This window comes from Lyngbya sp. CCY1209 (assembly GCF_055795065.1).
In genome coordinates this window covers 32024-47698 of the sequence record NZ_JAYFER010000517.1, presented here as the reverse complement: position 1 = coordinate 47698, position 15675 = coordinate 32024, and the positions used below count along the sequence as shown (strand labels likewise).

The following is a 15675-nucleotide window of genomic DNA, read 5'->3' as shown; positions in this document are numbered from 1 at the left end:
CGCCATTGTCAGGGGTTGGGAATTGTGGATTTTATGGCAACTGACAGAATGGTTAGGACTTTGCTATTGTAGAAAGGGAATGGGGAATGGGTTTTTCCCACACCCTCAACCCCACTCCCGACTCCCGACTCCCGACTCAGAAGCGCCCATCGCTATACCCGTCAAATTGGGCAGATTTTTGGCGATTCTATCCGCCCAAAATTCGTGGTCTTCCCGGGTGAGGACGATCCGTTTAAAATAGTCGTCCGCGACGGTCAAAACGAGAAAATCCCGCGATCGCGTCGCGTACCAAAATTCTCGCCCCCTTTCGGTATAATACGTTCCGGCGGCGATCGCGCCCGGGACAAATGTGCCGGGGGCGCGGATGACCCGATACCAGTCGATCGCGGGTTTTTCGGTGGAAACGCTCCGGATGCGATCGAGGCGGATTTCGATCGCCGAACCCCAATAAAATGCCAGCAGGTGTTCGACACCTTCGAGTTCGATTCTCAGACGGTTGTCGGTGATTTGAAGTTGCATCGATCGCCCCCAATTTTTCCAAGTTTAACCGTTCAATTATACGCAATGGTGATGCGGCAATCCGGTCGTTTATTCCCGAAAACAAAACCGACCCAAATCTGGAAAAATATGGCGACTATCGCCCGTATTTTTACCGTTTCGGAAAGGCAGAAAAACCTGGAAAGCCCGATGCTTGCGATCTCGAGTCATGAGCGAGGCAAGTGGTTGCGGTAAAATGAGGTAAACAAGGGGCTCCATCCCCTTGTTAAAACCCCGATCGAAAAGCAGTTTGAGTTCCCCATTCCCCATTCCCAACTCCCGACTCCCGACTCCCGACTCCCCACTTCTGCGATCGCATCATGACATTTTCGGCCCGGGATGGCGCTTAAAAAGACTTAACGTACACACCCCTGACTAATAATCTGTATCGCCATATACTGAAAATAGAGGGTTCGGTAGTGCGATCGCCGCGATCGCCCGAAATGCTTTCCACTCCCTAACTTACAGAACCCTACCGCACCCGAATTTGGGTGTTGCGCCTCGGTGCGGGGCCAACGCTGACACCCACAGCTTGACAAACTTTGGCTGTTTCATTCACCCGAATTGCCCATCCATTCAAGGCTGTATGACCCCCAGGCAAACACTCACAAGGATAGAATCATGCTGTACGATGCGATCGTTATCGGCGGTGGCGTGACCGGATGTGCCATCGTCCGAGAACTGATACGATATTCCCTCCGAGTCGCCCTCCTCGAATCGGAAGTCGAGGTCGGTTTCGGAACCTCCAAAGCCAATAGCGGCATCATCCACGGCGGACACCACAGTTCCCCCGACACCCTCAAAGGCAAGCTGGAATGGGAGGGAAACCAGATGTGGGACCCCCTCTGCGACGAACTCGGATTCGGTTTCAAACGCATCGGGGAGCTCACCGTCGCCCTCGAAGACGACCAACTTCCCACCTTAGAAAAACTGCAAAAACAGGGGCAAGAAAAAGGCGTTACCGGCTTGGAAATGTGGGATTCTGACCGCATTAAAACCGAAGAACCCCACATTTCCTCCGAAGCGATCGCCGCCCTGCACGCCCCCACCACCGGAGTCGTCAACCCCTACGAAGCCTGCTTTTCTTTAATTGAAAATGCCGTTTTGAACGGCTTGGATTTATTTACAAACTGCCCCGTCACGGGACTGCGAGAAACCGCCGATAGTACCTGGGCGATCGACACCCCCAGGGGCGAATTCAACACTTGTTTCGTCATCAACGCCGCCGGACTCTACGCCGACGCGATCGCGGAATTTGCCGGAGTCCGAAACTTTACCATCAAACCCAGAAAAGGCGAAGAATACCTCCTCGACAAACGCTTGGTGGGACTGGTGAAGCGGGTGATTTTCCCCTGTCCGACGCCCGTTTCTAAAGGTATCTTGGTCATCCCCACCTACGACGGGACATTGATGGTCGGCCCCACCGCCGAAATGGTGGACGACAAAACCGATCTGACCACCACCCAGGAAGGCGGCCAAAAAGTATTTTCCTCCGTCACCCGCACCGTCCCCGGCATCAGTCCGAGGGATTGTATCGCCGAATTTGCCGGACTGCGGGCCGTGGCGGAAGGGGAAGATTTTATCATCGGAACCACCGGCAAAAAAGGATTTATCAACGTCGCCGGCATCCAATCTCCCGGACTCACCGCCGCCCCCGCGATCGCCACAATGGTCGCCGATATTTTGCGGGAAGAAGGTCTATCTCTCGACCCCAAAGATAACTTCATTCCTTCCGTTCCCAAACCCGTCCATTTCGCCTCCCTCTCCACCGAAGAACAAATTAAACTGGTCGAAAAAAATCCCAGTTACGGCCGCATCATCTGCCGCTGCGAATTGATTACCGAAGGGGAAATCATCGACGCCATCCGCCGCGGTGCCCGCACGTTGGACGGCATTAAATTCCGCACCCGGGCCGGCATGGGCCGCTGTCAGGGCGGCTTTTGTACCGGACGCTGCATGGAATTGATCTCGCAAGAATGCAATCTGTCCATGACGGAAGTCACCAAACGCGGCGGCGAAACGTGGGTGATCCGCGAACCGGTTCATTAGGGTGTGGGGTGTAGGGTGTAGGGTGTAGGCAAAAAGATCAAAAAAACGCCGTAGGGGCAACCTTATAGGGTTGCCACCTCATTCCCGAAACCCGATTCTCCCTTCCCAATTCCATTTGATATTTTTGTCGAAATTTGTAATGAGAACACATCATGATTACCGAAACTGTTACCCACTTAAAACGGGACTATGACGTGGTGGTGGTCGGCGGCGGGCCAGCCGGGATGGCGGCGGCATTAGGGGCGAAAGAATCCGGCGCCGAAAAGGTTTTGATCGTCGATCGCGAAAAGGAGGCGGGCGGCATTTTGCTGCAATGTATCCACCCCGGTTTCGGCCTCCAACACTTCAAAGAAGAGCTCACCGGACCGGAATACGCCCAGCGATTTTTGGAAAAGACGATTTCGGAAGATATCGACATCGCGGCGGATACCTACGTTTTGGATATCGATCGCGATCGCCGGGTGAAATTGATGTCCGGAACCCGCGGCGTACAGGTCGTTTCCGCCAAGGCAACCGTCTTGGCGATGGGTGCGAGGGAACGGACTCGGGGGGCGATTCGCACGCCGGGAACCCGCTGTTCCGGAGTGTTGACGGCGGGGCTCGCCCAACGATTCGTAAATATGCTGGGATTTCTACCCGGAAATCGGGCGGTGATTCTCGGTTCCGGCGATATCGGTTTGATCATGGCCAGACGGCTGACTCTCGAAGGCGTGGAAGTGGCGGGGGTGTTTGAAATTATGCCCCACGCCAACGGGTTGAACCGGAATATCGTCCAGTGTTTGCAGGACTTTGATATTCCCCTTTACCTGTCCACGACGGTGGCGGAAATTCACGGACGCGATCGCATCGAGGGTGTCACCGTCGCCCCGGTGGACGGCTTCAAACCCATTCCCGAAAAAGGCTGGTATATCCCCTGCGATACCCTGCTTTTGTCCATCGGTTTGATACCGGAAAATGAGTTGTCCCGACAGTTGCGGTTGCGGATCGATCCCATCACCAACGGGCCCGTCGTCAGCAGCACGATGGAGACGTCGATGGACGGGGTTTTCGCCTGCGGAAATGTGGTCCACATCCACGATCTGGTGGATTTCGTCAGCCAGGAAGCGTTACTCGCAGGACGGAATGCGGGACTGTACGCCACCCAAAACCGGCCGCCGGCGGACAATATCCGTTTGATTCCCGGGGAAAATGTCGCCTACTGCGTGCCGCAAACGATTTCGAGCGATCGCGACCACACCGTTTATATGCGGGTTCGCAAACCCCTCAAACAGAGCGTTTTGAAATTGGGGGATGTCTACGAGAAAAAACTGCGGTACGTCTTCCCGGCGGAGATGGTGAACCTGAAAGTCAAACCGCGATTTTTGCAGAATTTCCACGGGGATGCGTTGAAGGTTGACGTTTTGCCCGTCGAGTAGTAGACCGTTTCGGCTCAAATGAGGCAAAATTCCAAACGGAGCATCGGGCATCTTGCCTGTGGATTCAGATCCAGTCCAGTCGGGTGGGTTAGGCAGCTTAAACCTAGGCTGTGAGAGCCATCTAGAAATCCGCCGTCACCCACCGTTTAAGATGAAACAGTCCAGTCGTGCGATCGCCAATTTTATGGAGGAAAAAAAATGAGTTCAGCGACTCAGAACGAAGATAAAATTTACCATTATTTGTGCATCGGCTGTCCGATGGGCTGTCGCCTGGAAGTCGAGGAGGAAGACGGGCACATTGTGGAAGTTCGCGGCTTCACCTGCAAGCGGGGCGAAGAATACGCCAAACAGGAACACGTCGAACCCCGCCGCATGGTGACGACGACGGTTCGCGTGCAGAACGGACGCTGGGCTAAATTGCCCGTTAAAACGACGGAAGCCATCCCCAAAGAACGGATGATGGAATTGTGCGAACGGCTGCGAAAAGTGAAGGTGACGGCGCCAATTCACATGGGAGATACCATCCTTTCCAACGCCCTGGATACGGGTATCGACGTGGTGGCATCCCGCGATATGCCCGTCGCCTGAGAGTTCGATAAAATTTGTAGGGGTAATTCGCGAATTACCCCTACTTATAGCGGTTGTCTATGCACCACGATACGCTCCGATCCGCCATTATCCCCCTTGATCTCCCCCCTTACAAAGGGGGGGTAGGGGGGGATGGGGACTTTAAGTCAGTCCTCGTACCTCACTGATTTGAAAATGGCTGTATCCGGGCTGATTGCTGATACCTGAAAGCTGACCGCTATCTTACCGAATTTCGCGCAAGTAAATGTAAGTGATGTCGCCCGGTTCTTCGGCGGGGGAAATGTCGGTGACTTCGTAGCGGGTTCCCCGGGGCGCCAAGACTTCGTGTTCGACGTACATGGCCGCAAATTCTTCGATCGCAACTCCCGAGTTGTTGTCCCGCACTTCCAAAACGACGGGATATCGGGAGACGGAATAGCTTTCGGCGACTAGCAAATCGCTGGTAAAGCTGCTCATCGCGTCCAAAGTTAAAATGCGATCGCGCTTTAAATTCTCGATAAATTCCCGAAATTTTTCTTCTTTAAAAAATCGGAGTCCGCGATAGATTTTGCCTTGGAAGTAGGGCATCCGGCGGATCAGTTGATTGATGAGGAGGATTTTGGAATTGGTTTGTCCGTGGCTTTCGAGGTGGCGAATGGAATTGTATTCGGAACGGGTAAATCCTGAAATGGCGTTTAAGGCTTGTTCGACATCTCCATCGCTCATTCCCGTCAAATCGTGGACGTGCCGGACTAAGCTGGGATCGAGTTCGAGTTCAACTTCGACTTCATTCATGGTTGGGAGCCTGACGTTTGTTTAAATTATCGATTGATTTCAACCCTAAAATCTTCGTACCGTCGGGTTTTTAGATGTCACCCGGTCGGGCGAACCCGACCTTTTGTAGTCTCTACTACAAAGCTAACGACTGGTGGTCTGGTTTCCAAAGGGTATTTTTACGGAATTTTATTTATTTTTTGGGAAAGCAATAAAAAATGTCCCGGGGAAAATACGGAGAGATCCGCCCCGATCTCAAGATTCATAGCGGTTGTGGCGAAAAGATTGCCGGCCGGATAGGGGGGATCGGCCGCGATCGCCGACGGGGCGGAGGTCGAAACGGCTGAGTGCCTTTAACCGCAAGCATTTGGGGCGATCAGGGTGCGATCGCCACCGGAGGACAATGGAAAAAATTGCTCACAGACATTCAAGTTTCGTAACATTTGACGCGAGTTTTATGAAGTTTTAAATCCCAATGCACGAACGTTACAATTTGTATGAAAACGAGGTAGAAGCGCCACTTTTCTGCCAGAATAGACTTGAGGCAGGCCCGATTTGATTCTAAAGCAGAATCGGACCAACGGTTTTGGAGATCCAGTAATGGCTAAAATCTTAATCGTTGATGATTCCAGTCTCTCCCGTAAGATTATGCGTAGCATCCTAGAAACGGAAGGACACGAAGTCTTGGAAGCCAACGGGGGACTCGCAGCCCTGGAACGTTACTTTATCGACCACCCCGACCTGGTTTTGATCGACCTAGCCATGCCGGATATGCAAGGAACCGAAGTGTTGACAAAACTGCGGGAAATGGACGAAAAGGCACGGGTAATTATTGCCAGTGCCGATGCTCAAGACCTGACTCAAAGGGCCGTCAAAGCCGCCGGAGCCCTGGGTTACATCACCAAACCCTTCGCCCCTGAAGCGGTTCTGGAACAGGTCAATCAGGTCCTCGTCACCGGACCACAGCTCTGAGGAGGTATTGCGATGATCCTGACTGAAAAGCAAAATGACGCATTGACTGAATTGATCAACATCGGTTTTGCCCGGACTGCCACTTCTCTTTCTCAGTTGACCGGTCATCGCGTTCTGCTTGACGTCCCCGAAGTTTCCATCCACCCCATCCGGGAACTGGGTTCCAAACTGGCCAGTTTCGTGAGCGGTGAAATTGCCACCGTCCAGCAGATTTTTACCGGTCCGGTGTCCGGCAACGCCTTGCTGTTGTTGAACTACGAAGGTGCGATGATGTTGTCCCAGTTGGTGGCGCCCGAGGGGAGTCCGGCCAGCGATCGCATCGACGTCCCCACCGGAGAAGTGCTCACCGAAATCGGCAACATCCTCCTCAACTCCTGTCTGAGTGTCTTTGGCAACCTCCTGCAAATCCAAATTTCCTTTTCCGTCCCCCGCCTCTACCTCGAAGCCCTCGACGGACTGATTCATTCTTTAATGATCGGAAAAGAAGAAGTGCGCTATGCGATGGTGATGTACACCTCATTCAAAATGCGCGAAAATTCGATCAGCGGGTATCTCGTCATGGTTTTAGGAGTGGTTTCCTTAGAGAAATTATTGGAACTGATCGATGACTGGGCCGATCTGGCGACTCAACCTTCAAGTTACAGTTAAAGCCCGATGTGATTGACTAATTCTGGGATGTTTATTGCCGACGATCATGAACGACCACAACATCAACCGCTCCCACACTCGAGCCCTTCTCAAATGGCTGAATGATTTTGCGGAGCAAGGAATTTTTACGACGGATATCGACCTGAATCTTCTCAGTTGGAATCATTGGTTGGAACTCCAGAGCGGACATCGGGCGAAAGATTTGGTCGGACATCAGTTGTTCGCCGTCTATCCCGACCTGAAACGGCGGGGACTCGACCGGATTTACCAACAGGCGCTGCAAGGTCAAGTCGTCTTTTTATCCCAACGCCTGCACTCTCATTTGATCGAACTGCCGCCGAGTATCAGCAGCCCGTCTTTGTCGCAGATGCAGCAGAGCGTCAGGGTCGCGCCGCTGATCGAAAAGGGGGAAATTTTCGGAACCATCACGGTGATCGAAGATGTGACCGAACGGGTTTTGCGGGAAATGGAACTGCAACAAAAAATCAGAAAATTGGAGCAAACGGAGACGAGATTGAGTTTGACGCAAGCCCAACTCGAACATCTTTTGGCATCGAGTCCGGCGATCATTTACACCTGCCATCCCCGGGGAAATTATCCCCATAAATTTGTCAGCGACAACCTCACGACCCAACTGGGATATCAGGCGGCGGAGTGGGTGGAGCACCCCGACCTGTGGCGCGATCGCATCCACCCCGACGACTTGCAAAAAACCTGGAATCGGCGATCGCAGATCCGGCAATTTAAGCACCTCATTTTAGAATACCGCTTTCAACATAAAAACGGCACCTATCGCTGGCTGCGAGATGAGATGAAACTCGCCTGCGATGCCGAGGGAAAACCGGAAGAAATCGTCGGCGTCCTGTTGGATATCACCGACAAGAAAAAACTGGAAACGCAACTGCTGCGGGCCCAACGTCTGGAAAGTATCGGCACCCTCGCCAGCGGCATCGCCCACGACCTCAACAACATCCTCACCCCCATCCTCGCCTCGGTGCAGATGTTCCAATTGGGTGTCTCCCAAGAGAAGCAAAATAAAATGTTGAAATTGATCGAAATGAATACCAAGCGGGGGGCGAATTTGATCAAGCAAGTCCTCTCCTTCGCCCGGGGTTTTGAAGGGAAATTGGAGATTTTTCAGGTCAAACATTTAATTAGTGAAGTGGCGGAAGTGGCCCGGGAAACCTTTCCCAAATCCATCGAAATTAGCAGTCGGGTTCCCAAGGACCTGTGGACGATTCAGGGCGACCCGACCCAACTGCACCAAATTTTGATGAATCTGTGCGTGAATGCCCGGGATGCGATGCCGGAGGGCGGTGAGCTAGTTCTCTCGGCCGAAAACGTCGAATTGGACGAACGGGAAGCGGGTTTCAATCTGGACGCCAGGGAAGGGTGTTATGTCGCGATCGCGGTCGCCGACACGGGGACGGGTATCGAACCGGAGGTCGCCGACCGGATGTTCGAGCCCTTTTTCACCACCAAGGAATTCGCCAAGGGGAGCGGTTTGGGCCTCTCGACGGTGATGGGGATCGTCAAGGGACACAACGGTTTTATCGACGTGGACACCCAGCTCGGCCGGGGAACCCGTTTCCGGGTCTACCTCCCCGCCTCCAAAGATACCGAACCGATCGCGGACGAAGGTTTGGAATTGAGTGGGGGACGGGGCGAGTTAATTTTGGTGGTTGACGACGAAGAACCGATCCGGGAAATCACCCAAACCACTCTCGAAAATTTCGGCTACCGGGTCGCGGTGGCGGGTAACGGTCTGGAGGCGGTCGAGCTGTACGAGAAATCGCCCGATCCCATCGACTGCGTGCTGTTGGACATGATGATGCCCGTCATGGGGGGCAAGGATGCGATCGTCGCCCTCCAGTCCCTCAATCCCAGAGTGCGGATTGTCGCGGTGAGCGGCTACTGTTCCGCCTCCGTCGCGGCGGAGGTGGCGGAGTTGGGGGTGACGACGTTTCTGGCGAAACCCTACACCACGCCGCAGTTATTGCAGGTACTCCGGGAGTTCCTGAATCGGCGGGCGAATTTCCCCTCGATGGGATATCCCTCCGAGATCTCAATCTAGGAAGGATGGTCAACATTTGGCCCTCGGAGTCGAGTCCCGATCAAGCGTTTCCCAAGCTGGGGAACTCCACCGGAGCGGATGTCCCCGGTTGGAAGCTGGGCAAATCCAGACCGCTGGGACGGCGGCTCTTTTGGGCCAGACGGTAACTGACGCTCTGGAGTTCGGCGTGCAGTTGGCGGTTTTCCCGCTGCAATTTTTCCACCTTTTCCATCACTTCTTCGAGGCGTTCGGAGAATTTCTGGCGGTAGACGCCGGGGAGTTCCTGAACCACCTGTTCGAGCATCCGGGAGCGATCGGTCAGTTCTTGGACGGACTGTCGGAGTTGGTACACCTCAGAATCGCGATCGGCGATCTGCTCTTGATAAAACTTAACCTGTTCTTCGACCTGCTGCAATTGGTCGCGCAGGGACTTCATCTGGGCCTGGTGGCGCTCCGTGAGTTCCGGGTCGGGCATCAATGAGGTGTTGCCCTTGACCAGACGGAACAACTCCTGGGAGAGTTGCTGCACCAGTTGATCGCGCATTTTCAACTCTTCGCTCAGGCGGGTGACTTCAGCTTGAAGCTCTTGTTGGCTTCCATGATTTGTCTGACTCACGATAACCGATCGCTCCTATAACCTCAAACATATGTTTTCAAAATACTCTCAACCCGGCGCGATCGGCAAGTGAGGGACCCTCGGAACGCGGTACGGGTTGAGAGGCTGCGATCGCCGGGGGACTAAACTCCCTGGGCTTCCGGTTCCGGTTCGGCTTGAACCGCGGCGACATCTTCTTTCAACGTCAGATAGCGAATCACGTCATCACTGATCCGCATCGCCCGTTCCATGACCGCGATCTGCTTGCTGTCGCCCCCTTCGTAGTTCATCTGGATGTAGATGCCCTCGCGGTGGTTGGCGATTTCGTAAGCCAGACGGCGCTTGCCGAGGTGTTGGACTTCCAAATTTTGGGCGCCGTGTTCCCGGAGGATATCCTGATATTTGCCGATCGCAGCTTCGACCTGCTCCTCATTCAAGTCGGGGCGCAGGATGTACATGGTTTCGTAGACGAACGATTTCATACAATGATTCTCCTTGTGGACCATTCAGGCTTCCGCACGGAAGCAAGGAACTATCCATTGTACACCAATTCGGTGGGGAAATTTTCAATCGTAGGGGCCCCTGGCTTGCGCCCTGATTGCAGATTCCCCGTTGAGGGCGGAGTGAGCAGCAAGGAGTACCCCTATTCTCTGTTCTCTGTTCTCTGTTCTCTCTATTACCTATTCCCTATTCCCTATTCCCTATTCCCTATTCCCTATTCCCTATTCCCTATTCCCCACTCCAACTACCGTTTCGGCTGCACCCAAACCTTGATCCCCTCGACCCGGAGCGATTGACCTCGGGTGCCGCAGTATTGGCCGTTGGCGCAGACGGGGACATCGCCTTTATTTTGGATGTGGGCGTTGTAGCAGATATCGTAATTGGCGGCTTGGGGGCCGGCGAGTTCGATGCCAAATCCCTCGATCTGGCGATTTTTGCCCGGTTCCCCGACCCGCTGGCCGCCGGAGACTTTGGGGGTATCTCCCACTCCGGAAATGTAGGCCATGTACCGCACCTCCAAGCCGGGTACGGGGGGATCGATCGCGATTTGGAAGGCTTCCAGGCGCCGCCCCTGTCCCCGGGTTCCGGCATATTCCCGGGCGCCAAAGTCGCGATCGCCCAATCCATGCAGGTGGACTCTGACTCGCAACCCCACGGATGCCAGCCCGGTTGGGGCCGGATCTGTCGCCTTCCCGGCGATGGGGACATTGCCGAAGACGATATGTTTGCCGTCGATGGTGGGGGGTTTTTGGGGGATCTCCACGCTGGGGACGATGATCACGTCCGGGGGTGTGGCGGTGCTGCCCGGTTCTTCCAAAATGACGAGATCCGGGTTGACGGTTTTCCGTTCGACGGGGGGGGCTTCGGACTCGGGAGGGGCTGAGGGGGGGGCGATTTTACCCCGGGAAATGGCGACGGCCAAAGCTTTCCCGAAGGCCGTTTCGACGGTTTCGGCCAGGGTCGCCCACCGTTCGTCATCGAGGGTGTCCGCACTGTCGATCAGGGTGAGGAGGACGGCGAGGGGGTGGCGGTTGTCGGCCAACTCCCGGGCTTCCGGGGCGGGTGCGATCGCCAGTTTTTGTTTGAGTTGGCGGGCCTGTTCCCGGGCTTTTTGCAGGGGGGCGAAGTCCGGTTGGTCGCCGTGGGTGAGGCTGAGAACCCGGTCGAGAAGGGCGATCGCTTTTTCGGAGGCGGGGTCGCCGGGGGGACGACCGACGGTTTGGCATAACCGCTCCAGGGCGGCGACGGATGTGGCCTGCCCTGCGGTGGGCTCTCCCAGACTTTGCAATTTCTGTTGTACGCCGGCAAAATCGCGGTTGTATTTGACCAGGGCTTGCAGCATCGGTTCGCCGATGGGCGTCCCGAACGCTTCGAGGGCGACTGCGGCTTGGGATAACTCCTGTCCGAGTTGAGAATGGCGATCGGACAAACTCTTGAGCTGTTGTTGTAAGTTATCGTTCGTTGGTTCCATCGGCGTCCCCTCCATAAACTATCGACAATCGGCACTCGGATGCACCGCGACTCGTCACTCTCGATGAAAATGACATCCCGTTGCGGTCGGGATCGGCTCACTTGCCGATTATAGATGCTCGGGGGGCGACCGGAAGACAAAAAAATCGTCGCGTCCGGGGGGCGATCGATATTGTCGCGACGGGATGTCACAATAAAAGATGATGTCATCCGCAATCATCCTTTATGTATTTTACTTGGTTGGACAGTAATTCTTGGCTATTCGAGATAGGTGAAAAGCGAATCCTCGTCGATCCCTGGCTCGTCGGCTCTCTGGTATTCGGGAATTTGCCCTGGTTGTTCAAGGGAGAAAAACACGCCCCCCGCCCCATTCCCGATCGCATCGATATCATTTTACTCTCCCAGGGGTTGGAGGATCACGCCCACACCCCCACGTTGAAACAACTCGACAAAAACATTCCGGTCGTGGCGTCTCCCAACGCCGCCCAAGTCGCCCGAGATCTCGGCTATACCCAAGTCACCGCACTGGCTCACGGGGCGACATTTCAGTTGGGCGATCGCGTCGAAATTCGCGCCGTCCCCGGTTCCCCCATCGGCCCGATGTTGGTGGAAAATGGCTACGTTATCCGCGATCGTGATACCAATTATAGCCTCTACTACGAACCCCACGGCTACCACTCATCCGCCCTCGACGAGTTGGCGCCTATCGACGTAGTAATTACCCCCATTGTCGATTTAAAATTACCCCTGGTCGGCTCCATCATCCAAGGCACTAAATCCGCTTTGGAACTGGCGGAACGGGTGCGCCCCCAGGTGATGTTGCCGACGGCGGAAGCCGGGGATGTCACCTACGAAGGGTTGTTGATTTCCGCATTAAAAGCGGTGGGAAATGTCGAAGATTTTCGCTCTTCCCTCGCCCGAAAAAATCTCCCGACGCGGGTACTCAAACCCCAACCGGGCGAACGGTTTGAAGTGGAGTTGGAACGGCGGGAAACGTCGGTCGCATAAAATCGAGGTGCGGAATTTCGACACCGTAGGGGCGCAAGGTTTGCGCCCTCCGAAATCGTTTACAATTCTTCCGGATCGATGCCCCGCGATCGCAGCAATTCCGCCAATCGTTCGGCCCGCTGTCGTTCCTGCTGCAACTCCTGTTCGGCTTGTTCGGCCCGCCGTTGCTCTCGTTCGGCCCGCTGTTGTTCTCGTTCGGCCCGCTGTCGTTCAATTATAGCCCGTTCGTCTCCCGTCAATAACAAGTTTCCTTCACTGTCCCACCACCGCAACCAAGGCAACTCCAAATTGCCGTAGCGTCCCCGCCAAATTCCCAACTCGACACCCATTTGGGGAATCGGATAATGCTCTCGCTCGTTGGGGGAGATCAATTCATAGTGATTTTCAACTAAATGATACACCTCGACACTGGATTTCTGCACTTCATAGATGGCATAAAAAGCCGGACGGATGATCCGTTCGTACACCCAAAATTTCCCCGGTTTTTGGCGGGTTTTTGAGAGTTGAGCCAGGGGGGTGCGATCGCGCTCTTCCGAACCGTCCCCGGAAACAAATTCGATGGCAATTAACGGGGGAATAAATTCCTGCCAAAGGACGTAAGAACGCCTCACCTGTCCCTCCAGGGTGGGGGGGACCTCGGGAACATAAAACCAGTCGGGACATTCCGCCCCTTTTTCCGGGGGTTCCGTCATCCGCCAGTAGATGCCGCAATCTTGTCCGATCGCATATTGTCCGTCCGGATGGAGGCGATCAAGTGTCGGTTGAATGGAATCGGTGAGTAAAATACTCTGGGGGTGCTCCTGAAAGTTTTTCACGAACGTACCATCGGAGTCGGGGAGTTGGGTGTGATCCGGGAGTGAGGTAATTCCGAGTTCGGAAGATTTGGCGATGGTCATGGCAAATGGTTTCTCATCGCAAGATATGGGAAAAGTATAGCATTTGATTCAATCGGATTGTGGCAACTACTGATTGAATGTTATTTGGGCAACCCTATAAGGTTGCCCCCACAGATAATAAGAATGGTAGGGGCAAGCCTCTGCGCTTGCCCGGGAATTTCAAATGGTGGCAACCCGAGACGATTGCCATTACAGAGGATTTTGATTAATCCTGTGCGATCGCGCAGTGTCTCACCAGGTTGGGTACGGTATATTTCACTTGATTATTTTGGCGAATCTGTTTCACCAGCGATCGCCGTTGGAGCGATTCTAGAGCCTGTAATTCTTGGTCGGTTTCGCAGGTTGACGCGATCTCGATCAAAGTGACGGGTTGCGGTTTCTTTTTCAGGTAATTCAGGATTGCCCATTCCGAATCAGTCAGTTGCCGAAAGTGTCGGGCGATGCGATCGTCGTAGTCTCCCACAAACCAATCATATTTCAAAAACTCGGAAATTTGACCCCCGAACATTTCCCAGATTGTGGTGGAGACAATTTGTAGCGCCAGGGGATTGCCACCGTAGGCGGCAATTAAATCGGAATATCGCTCCGTTTCCCAAAGACCTTTATCTTGAAGTAAATATTTGGCATCCTCATGCAAACCGGAAAGTTTGAATGCGCGGACGGGTCGCTGAGAGCCGGAAAGTGTGGCGATCGCTTTTGGCACGACCGCACTGGTGAGAACGATACAACTTTGATGGGGTAATGTCGCCACTTGGTGCAGGAGTTCGCTGTACCCCCGACATTCTGAACGATAGGTTCCGGCAAAGGCGCATTCGGCAAACAGGCTGGCCCATCTGTCGAAGATCAGCAAACAACGCTGCCGTTGCAAGCAGTCGATCAATTCTCGCAGTCCTTCATTGAGACAGTCGGGATTGCCGTCTGGGGGGGAATTTTCCGGGACGGTGTGAGGCAGCGATCGCACTCTGAGCGCGATCGCTGCCTTTACAGACTCACAGCTTTGATGGAAGTTCGATGAGGTTGTTCCATCCGCTGATAGAAATGCAATCAGTTGTGAAAGAATATCAATTAAAGGTGGGGTGCAATCGAGACTCCGCCAAATGACGCGATCGAAGTCTCCCGCCACCTCCCGCAGCAGTTTGGAAGCCAAGATCGATCCAATTCTTCAGTGGGATGGCTCCTATAATGCCTACGATCAGTGGACGTTTGAACCTTTTTCTTACTATCCTGGAGATCCGAACTATGCCGGTGACGATTTCTTGGTAGACTGGAGTGAAGGAGCTTCCCACTTAGTTCAGGTCGATATGTGGGGTTCTCCCATGCTGGATTGGGCTGGCGATCCCATGTTTGCCGATTACACGCCTGATTTTCTTTTCTAACAGAGGTTTGACTAACTCACCTGGATTCTTTCTCAAGCAATCCAGGCTGAGGATAATTCTCGTCCGGCTTCATCTCTTGCGATCGCATCCTCCCAAAAACACAGGGGGTGCGATCGCTTTCGTTGAGAGTAGCGCGATCGGTTATAATTAACTTCAGATAACTTTCATATTCAACCCCAAGCGATGACAATTACACTGCAAGCAATTTATGAGCAAGGGACGTTACGACTCATGCAGCCGCTAGACTTGCCCGAAGGAACGCCAGTCCAAGTGATTATCACTGCCAATGACTTTATCCAGGAGGAAGACAGTGAAGAAACAGCCACCCAAGAATTATTGGCTATTCCCGGTTTTAGCGGTGCTTTAGAAGAAGCCGAGCGAGATATTGCCGAGGATAAATTGACAGACTGGCGAGACGTTCGCAAAGATGTATAAAGTTCTGTTGACACGGAAAGCCGAAAAGTTTTATTCATCAGCCAATCGTCCTCTGGCTCGCAAAATTGCCCGATGCTTAGAAGTTCTGGAACAAACACCCCGAAGTCATCCCAATATTAAATCGCTCAAAGGGAGTCTTTCCGGTCGGTATCGATATCGAATCGGTGATTATCGTGTTATTTATCAGATTGATGATGATAAAAATAAAGTCATTGTTAGTTTGATCGTTCATCGGGGTGAAGCTTATCAATAAATTTTCTGGAATCGGACGGGAGTACGATCGCAATTTGAAAAATCTTCTGGATCGATCCGCGATCGCATCCTCCCAAAAACACAGGGGGTGCGATCGCCTATAATTGACTTCCAACTCGAGTATTCA

At 53.7% G+C, this 15675-nt stretch carries 17 protein-coding genes; 10 read left to right on the top strand and 7 right to left on the bottom strand.

What is annotated here, in order from left to right; all coding sequences use genetic code 11:
• Positions 1 to 105: 105 nt before the first annotated feature.
• Positions 106 to 519, bottom strand: coding sequence for a hypothetical protein (locus tag AC0QHF_RS16950; RefSeq protein WP_324705410.1), 414 nt, complete (start codon positions 517 to 519; stop codon positions 106 to 108).
• A gap of 639 nt (positions 520 to 1158) precedes the next feature.
• On the opposite strand from AC0QHF_RS16950, the gene AC0QHF_RS16945 reads away from it, so the two are divergent.
• From AC0QHF_RS16945 to AC0QHF_RS16935, 3 genes are all read left to right on the top strand, one after another.
• Positions 1159 to 2586, top strand: a complete 1428-nt coding sequence (locus AC0QHF_RS16945; protein ID WP_324705409.1) for an NAD(P)/FAD-dependent oxidoreductase — start codon at positions 1159 to 1161, stop codon at positions 2584 to 2586.
• Between the two features lie 152 nt (positions 2587 to 2738).
• Entirely contained in the window at positions 2739 to 4001 is a 1263-nt protein-coding gene (locus AC0QHF_RS16940) for an NAD(P)/FAD-dependent oxidoreductase (RefSeq protein WP_324705408.1), read from the top strand.
• A gap of 198 nt (positions 4002 to 4199) precedes the next feature.
• A complete protein-coding gene (locus AC0QHF_RS16935) occupies positions 4200 to 4589 on the top strand; it encodes a DUF1667 domain-containing protein (protein ID WP_324705407.1) in 390 nt (129 codons plus the stop codon).
• Between the two features lie 222 nt (positions 4590 to 4811).
• Here AC0QHF_RS16935 and AC0QHF_RS16930 read toward each other — a convergent pair whose 3' ends face one another.
• The gene (locus AC0QHF_RS16930; protein WP_324705406.1) at positions 4812 to 5363 is read right to left on the bottom strand and encodes an ADP-ribosyltransferase; all 552 of its coding nucleotides are present in this window, start codon (positions 5361 to 5363) and stop codon (positions 4812 to 4814) included.
• 579 nt (positions 5364 to 5942) lie between these two features.
• On the opposite strand from AC0QHF_RS16930, the gene AC0QHF_RS16925 reads away from it, so the two are divergent.
• Genes AC0QHF_RS16925 through AC0QHF_RS16915 form a run of 3 tightly spaced genes read left to right on the top strand, consistent with a single transcriptional unit; the run spans position 5943 to position 9036 of the window.
• Positions 5943 to 6314 carry a response regulator gene (locus AC0QHF_RS16925; RefSeq protein WP_324705405.1) on the top strand — a complete coding sequence of 124 codons (372 nt, stop codon included), beginning with the start codon at positions 5943 to 5945 and terminating at the stop codon, positions 6312 to 6314.
• Between the two features lie 12 nt (positions 6315 to 6326).
• A complete protein-coding gene (locus tag AC0QHF_RS16920; protein WP_324705404.1) occupies positions 6327 to 6962 on the top strand; it encodes a chemotaxis protein CheC in 636 nt (211 codons plus the stop codon).
• Positions 6963 to 7008: 46 nt separating this feature from the next.
• The gene (locus AC0QHF_RS16915; RefSeq protein ID WP_324705403.1) at positions 7009 to 9036 is read left to right on the top strand and encodes a PAS domain-containing hybrid sensor histidine kinase/response regulator; all 2028 of its coding nucleotides are present in this window, start codon (positions 7009 to 7011) and stop codon (positions 9034 to 9036) included.
• A gap of 40 nt (positions 9037 to 9076) precedes the next feature.
• Here the strand turns inward: AC0QHF_RS16915 and AC0QHF_RS16910 are convergent, their stop codons facing one another.
• The 3 genes from AC0QHF_RS16910 to AC0QHF_RS16900 all read right to left on the bottom strand — a co-directional run bounded on the left by AC0QHF_RS16910 (position 9077) and on the right by AC0QHF_RS16900 (position 11582).
• Positions 9077 to 9634, bottom strand: coding sequence for an Npun_F5560 family protein (locus tag AC0QHF_RS16910; RefSeq protein WP_375341438.1), 558 nt, complete (start codon positions 9632 to 9634; stop codon positions 9077 to 9079).
• A 119-nt stretch (positions 9635 to 9753) separates the two neighbouring features.
• Positions 9754 to 10092 carry a 30S ribosomal protein S6 gene (gene rpsF / locus AC0QHF_RS16905; protein WP_324705401.1) on the bottom strand — a complete coding sequence of 113 codons (339 nt, stop codon included), beginning with the start codon at positions 10090 to 10092 and terminating at the stop codon, positions 9754 to 9756.
• A 263-nt stretch (positions 10093 to 10355) separates the two neighbouring features.
• Positions 10356 to 11582 carry a hydrogenase gene (locus AC0QHF_RS16900; RefSeq protein ID WP_324705400.1) on the bottom strand — a complete coding sequence of 409 codons (1227 nt, stop codon included), beginning with the start codon at positions 11580 to 11582 and terminating at the stop codon, positions 10356 to 10358.
• 224 nt (positions 11583 to 11806) lie between these two features.
• On the opposite strand from AC0QHF_RS16900, the gene AC0QHF_RS16895 reads away from it, so the two are divergent.
• Complete coding sequence (locus AC0QHF_RS16895) at positions 11807 to 12589, top strand: MBL fold metallo-hydrolase (RefSeq protein WP_324705399.1); 783 nt, start codon at positions 11807 to 11809, stop codon at positions 12587 to 12589.
• 59 nt (positions 12590 to 12648) lie between these two features.
• Here AC0QHF_RS16895 and AC0QHF_RS16890 read toward each other — a convergent pair whose 3' ends face one another.
• Positions 12649 to 13485 carry a Uma2 family endonuclease gene (locus tag AC0QHF_RS16890; protein WP_324705398.1) on the bottom strand — a complete coding sequence of 279 codons (837 nt, stop codon included), beginning with the start codon at positions 13483 to 13485 and terminating at the stop codon, positions 12649 to 12651.
• A 205-nt stretch (positions 13486 to 13690) separates the two neighbouring features.
• Positions 13691 to 14632, bottom strand: coding sequence for a transcription initiation factor IIE subunit beta family protein (locus AC0QHF_RS16885; RefSeq protein ID WP_324705397.1), 942 nt, complete (start codon positions 14630 to 14632; stop codon positions 13691 to 13693).
• Here AC0QHF_RS16885 and AC0QHF_RS16880 point away from each other — a divergent pair.
• The 3 genes from AC0QHF_RS16880 (at position 14622) to AC0QHF_RS16870 (ending at position 15549) form a co-directional block, all read left to right on the top strand.
• Positions 14622 to 14861: a hypothetical protein gene (locus AC0QHF_RS16880; RefSeq protein WP_324705396.1), complete on the top strand. Its 240-nt coding sequence runs from the start codon at positions 14622 to 14624 to the stop codon at positions 14859 to 14861. The two genes, AC0QHF_RS16885 and AC0QHF_RS16880, sit on opposite strands and share 11 nt — an antisense overlap.
• A gap of 183 nt (positions 14862 to 15044) precedes the next feature.
• Entirely contained in the window at positions 15045 to 15296 is a 252-nt protein-coding gene (locus AC0QHF_RS16875; RefSeq protein WP_324705395.1) for an antitoxin family protein, read from the top strand.
• Positions 15289 to 15549 carry a type II toxin-antitoxin system RelE family toxin gene (locus AC0QHF_RS16870; protein ID WP_375341437.1) on the top strand — a complete coding sequence of 87 codons (261 nt, stop codon included), beginning with the start codon at positions 15289 to 15291 and terminating at the stop codon, positions 15547 to 15549. The genes AC0QHF_RS16875 and AC0QHF_RS16870 overlap by 8 nt, the downstream gene beginning before the upstream one ends.
• The last annotated feature ends 126 nt before the right edge of the window (positions 15550 to 15675 follow it).

Coding starts and splice junctions, on each gene's coding strand:
- AC0QHF_RS16930 (WP_324705406.1), bottom strand. CDS start 5,363: ATGAATGAAGTCGAAGTTGAACTCGAACTCGATCCCAGCTTAGTCCGG.
- AC0QHF_RS16870 (WP_375341437.1), top strand. CDS start 15,289: ATGTATAAAGTTCTGTTGACACGGAAAGCCGAAAAGTTTTATTCATCA.
- AC0QHF_RS16920 (WP_324705404.1), top strand. CDS start 6,327: ATGATCCTGACTGAAAAGCAAAATGACGCATTGACTGAATTGATCAAC.
- AC0QHF_RS16895 (WP_324705399.1), top strand. CDS start 11,807: ATGTATTTTACTTGGTTGGACAGTAATTCTTGGCTATTCGAGATAGGT.
- AC0QHF_RS16940 (WP_324705408.1), top strand. CDS start 2,739: ATGATTACCGAAACTGTTACCCACTTAAAACGGGACTATGACGTGGTG.
- AC0QHF_RS16875 (WP_324705395.1), top strand. CDS start 15,045: ATGACAATTACACTGCAAGCAATTTATGAGCAAGGGACGTTACGACTC.
- rpsF (WP_324705401.1), bottom strand. CDS start 10,092: ATGAAATCGTTCGTCTACGAAACCATGTACATCCTGCGCCCCGACTTG.
- AC0QHF_RS16945 (WP_324705409.1), top strand. CDS start 1,159: ATGCTGTACGATGCGATCGTTATCGGCGGTGGCGTGACCGGATGTGCC.
- AC0QHF_RS16915 (WP_324705403.1), top strand. CDS start 7,009: ATGAACGACCACAACATCAACCGCTCCCACACTCGAGCCCTTCTCAAA.
- AC0QHF_RS16935 (WP_324705407.1), top strand. CDS start 4,200: ATGAGTTCAGCGACTCAGAACGAAGATAAAATTTACCATTATTTGTGC.
- AC0QHF_RS16890 (WP_324705398.1), bottom strand. CDS start 13,485: ATGACCATCGCCAAATCTTCCGAACTCGGAATTACCTCACTCCCGGAT.
- AC0QHF_RS16900 (WP_324705400.1), bottom strand. CDS start 11,582: ATGGAACCAACGAACGATAACTTACAACAACAGCTCAAGAGTTTGTCC.
- AC0QHF_RS16950 (WP_324705410.1), bottom strand. CDS start 519: ATGCAACTTCAAATCACCGACAACCGTCTGAGAATCGAACTCGAAGGT.
- AC0QHF_RS16925 (WP_324705405.1), top strand. CDS start 5,943: ATGGCTAAAATCTTAATCGTTGATGATTCCAGTCTCTCCCGTAAGATT.